At 65.4% G+C, this 1,120-nt stretch carries 1 protein-coding gene; it reads left to right on the plus strand.

The features are described from left to right. Positions 1-256 precede the first annotated feature (256 nt). Positions 257-1,081: an IS5 family transposase gene (locus ACFW1I_RS38385; RefSeq protein ID WP_384678824.1), complete on the plus strand. Its 825-nt coding sequence runs from the start codon at positions 257-259 to the stop codon at positions 1,079-1,081. Positions 1,082-1,120: the final 39 nt, after the last annotated feature.

Genomic DNA, 1,120 nt, shown 5'->3' on the forward strand with positions numbered 1-1,120 from the left:
AGTGAGCGTTTTGCTTATGCTCATGCCAGTTTGATGCGATTCTGAGTCGTCGGCCTCGTAGGGCGACCGCACCTTATCTACTGGAATGCGTCTCTTCTGGAAGGCTACAGGCCAGGGAAACAGCCCGGTCCGCCCCAGAACGGTCTGTCTCGATTACACAAGCACCAGTTCGCGGCATACCCGGGCGCATACCAACGCTCCCCATACCCCCGCACACGCCCTCCCCGGCAGCCACCAGCGCCAGTAATCCCACCTCATGCGACCACCCCGCCCCTACCCCAGCGACCTGTCCGACGCGCGATGGGAACTGATCCGCCCCACCCTCGAAACCTGGCGCCAGGCCCGCGCCGGAATCCGCCGGCCCCACCACGACCTGCGGGCCCTGATGAACGCGATCCTCTACGTCGACCGCACCGGCATCCCCTGGCGCTACCTGCCCCACGACTTCCCACCCTGGCAGAGCGTCTACGGCTACTTCGCCCACTGGCAGAACGACGGCATCTTCGACCAACTCAACGGCCTCCTGCGCGGACTGCTCCGCCAGGCCGAAGGCCGCGAACCAGAACCCACCGCCTGCCTGCTCGACTCCCAGAGCATCAAGACCTCCGCCAACGTCCACCTCGCCGACCAGGGCATCGACCCCGCGAAAAAGATCATCGGCCGCAAGCGGCACATCGCCACCGACACCCTCGGCCTCCTCCTGACCGTTCTCGTCACCGCCGCCAGCGTCCACGACTCCGCCGCCGGCACCCGCCTCATCGACGACATCGCCGCCCGCCACCCCACCATCACCAAAGCCTGGGCCGACAACGGCTACAAGAACAAAGCCATCGAACACGCGGCCACCCGCGGCATCGACCTCGAGATCGTCCAACGCGACCCCCACACCCGCGGCTTCACCGTCCAACCCCGCCGCTGGGTCGTCGAAAGAACCCTCGGCTGGCTCATGCACCACCGCCGCCTGGCCCGCGACTACGAAACCCACCCCCACAGATCAGCAGCCATGATCCAAATCGCCGCCATCAACCTCATGACCCGACGCCTCACCCAACAGAACACACCCAACTGGCGCGACACCTGACCACAAGCGAAACAGACAACCGAGAATCAAACGCTCACT

The sequence above is a fragment of the Streptomyces sp. NPDC058955 genome (assembly GCF_042741435.1).
In the GTDB taxonomy this organism is placed as follows: Bacteria; Actinomycetota; Actinomycetes; order Streptomycetales; family Streptomycetaceae; genus Streptomyces.

Excerpts from the sequence above, each read along its gene's own strand:
- ACFW1I_RS38385 (WP_384678824.1), top strand. The coding sequence starts at position 257 with ATGCGACCACCCCGCCCCTACCCCAGCGACCTGTCCGACGCGCGATGG.